Annotated in this window: 2 pseudogenes; both read right to left on the bottom strand. The window is 64.7% G+C overall.

From position 1 onward, the window contains the following. A pseudogene (locus BG842_RS09595) lies at positions 1-2,588 on the bottom strand (glutamate synthase central domain-containing protein); the annotation flags it as partial. A gap of 185 nt (positions 2,589-2,773) precedes the next feature. Then, positions 2,774-2,898 (bottom strand): annotated as a pseudogene (locus tag BG842_RS33055) (Lrp/AsnC family transcriptional regulator); the annotation flags it as partial.

The following is a 2,898-nucleotide window of genomic DNA, read 5'->3' as shown; positions in this document are numbered from 1 at the left end:
GGTCACGATGTCCTCGACGGGTTCGACTTCATCGAGGGGGACCGACTCGCGGCGTCGGTGTCGAAATCGAGCAGGCCGCGGAGCGTCTGCAGCGTCTCCTGCTGGTGGTTTATCTCCTCGGCGAACGCCTCGTACTCCTCGCCGTCGTTTCCGCGAACCGCGCGCTGGAGCGCGCCGACGGTTTTCGGGTTCCACTGGTGGTGGATGCCGTTCGAGCGGTGTTCGTACTCCCCCCGTCGGTCGATGCTCGGGTCGTCGCCGAACGCGGTTTCGTGGCGCTCGCGCACGTCGTCCTCGATTTCGTCGATGCCGATGCCTTCGGTGCGGTTCTCGGTGCCGGTGAAGTATTCGTCGACGAACTCGCCGTCCAATCCGACCGCCTCGAATATCTGGGCACCGCGGTAGCTCTCGACGGTCGAGATGCCCATCTTCGCCATCGTCTTCAGCAGCCCGTTCTCCAGCGCCGAGACGTACTTGCCGATTGCCTCCTCCTCGTCCGCGCCGTCCGGTCCGGCCACCAAATCCTCGATGGTCCGGTAGGCGAGGTAAGGGTTGACCGCCCCCGCGCCGTAGCCGACCAGCGTGGCGAGGTGGTGGACGGTTCGCGGGTCGCCGGACTCCACGACGAGGGCGGTTCTGGTCCGCAGTCCTTCGCGCACGAGGTGGTGGTGAACCCCGCCCGTGGCGAGCAGGGAGGGAATCGGGATTCGGTCCTCGCCCATCCCTCTGTCCGAGAGGACGACGATTTCGGCACCGTCCTCGACGGCGGTGCGGGCGTCGTCGCGGACCCGTTCGACCGCCGCTTCGAGGTCCGTGTCCGGGTCGAAGGTGATGTCAACGACGTCGGTCGGGAAGTCGGTTTCGAGCACCCCCGACAGCGCCTCGTCGGTCAACACGGGCGACTCCAGCACGAGTTGCCGCGCGTGGGCGGGCGACTCGCCGAGGAGGTTGCGCTGGCGGCCGAGACGGGTTTCGAGGCTCGTCACCAGTTCTTCGCGGATGTAGTCGATTGGCGGATTCGTCACCTGCGCGAACAGCTGCTTGAAGTAGGAAAAGAGCGGACGGTCGAAGTCGGAGAGTACCGACAGCGGCGTGTCGTCGCCCATCGAGCCGACGGGGTCCTTGCCCGCGCTGGCCATCGGTTCGAGGAGTTCGCTCAGTTCGTCGTGGGTGTAGCCCCAGGCGGCCTGTCCGGCACGGAGCGGGACGGGGGACTCGGCGGTGTCGTCGGAATCACTCGCGTCGCGGAACGAGTCCGATTCCACCCGCTCGGCCAGTCGGACCTGCTCGTTTTCGACCCATTCCGCGTACTTCTCGTCGGTCAAGTCGTCGAACACGGCCTCGTCCGAGACGATGCCGCCCTGTTCGGGGTCGGCGAGGAACAACTGTCCCGGCTTGAGACGTCCCCGCTCGACCACCTCGTTCGGTTCGAGGTCGAGGGCACCGGTTTCGCTCGCCATCACGAGTCGGTTGTCCACCGTCACGTCGTACCGGCAGGGGCGCAATCCGTTGCGGTCGAGCACCGCGCTCACGCGGTCGCCGTCCGTCGCGGCGACGAGCGCCGGGCCGTCCCACGGTTCGACCAGGGAGGCGTGGAAGTCGTACCACGCGCGGCGGTCGCCGTCGGTCCGGTCGCGCCACGCCTCGGGGAGGAGCATGCGAAGCGCGTGGGGCAACTCGCGGCCGTCCTGCATGAGCAGTTCGAGGACGTTATCGACGACGGCCGTGTCGCTCTGGTCGAGCGTCGTGACCGGCGTGATGCGGTCGATGTCGTCGCCGAGGCGCTCGCTTTCGAGGTCAGTTTCGCGGGCGGCCATCCAGTTGCCGTTCCCCTGTATCGTGTTGATTTCGCCGTTGTGGACCACGCGCCGGTAAGGGTGTGCGAGGTGCCACGCGCCGAGCGTGTTCGTGGAGAACCGTGCGTGAACCATGGCGACCGAGGATTCGAAGCGTTCGTCGCGGAGGTCCGGGAAGTATCCCGTGAGTTGATCGCCCTTGAGAAGCCCCTTGTAGACGAGCGTCTTGCGGTCCAGCGAGCAGACGTAGAATCGGTCGGCGTCGTCGCGCGCTTCGACTCGTCGCTCCAGCGCGCGTCGGGCGACGTAGAGCGTCTCGTCGAACTCTTCGACGGACATTCCTTCCTCGGGGCGGACGAAACACTGGGCGATGACGGGTTCCGATTCGAGCGCCGTCTCGCCGAGGTCGTCGTTCTCGGTCGGGACCGTCCGCCAGTCGAAGACGGGGACGCCTTCCGCACCGAGAACCTCCTCGACAGTCGTCTTCAGTTCAGCGCGAACGTCTGCATCGCGCGGGAGGAACACCTGCCCGACGGCGTACGTCTCGGGGAGGTCGGAATCGAGTTCCGCGGCGAAAAACGAGTCCGGCCGCTGGACGAGGATACCCGCCCCGTCTCCGGTGTTCGATTCCGCGCCGGTCGTTCCGCGGTGTTCGAGATTGGCGAGGAGCGACAGGCCGTCGGCGACGATTTTGTGGTCGGCGTCGGCGTCGAGGTCCATTACGACCCCGACACCGCAGTTCGACCGCTGGTCGGTCGGGTCGACGAGAGAGTTGGTCATGTGCGAGCGCATGACAAACTGGCATAAGAGGTTTCTCCTGAAGGGAAAAGGGTGTGCTATTGTCAATATGTGTTCCTTATATATTGGGCGTTTACACGATAATGGGGGAGAAATAACTATGGTTGTAGTAAACGCGTGCCAATTCGGACGGAATTATCGTCCGTTTCCCCTTTCCTCCGTAACTATCGAAAACTGCCCTACTCGCTTTCGATGAGCGCTTCCAGGTCCTCGTCGTCGTAGTTGACCAGTAGTCTGGACTCGTCCTTGAACGTTTGGAGAACGACCTGCGTCGAGGAGTGTTCCACACCGTCGGTGTGGATGA

Source organism: Haladaptatus sp. W1 (assembly GCF_001723155.1).
In the GTDB taxonomy this organism is placed as follows: domain Archaea; phylum Halobacteriota; class Halobacteria; order Halobacteriales; family Haladaptataceae; genus Haladaptatus; species Haladaptatus paucihalophilus.
Note: the sequence above shows the minus strand (reverse complement) of the source record. Positions and strands in the feature narration are given on the sequence as shown.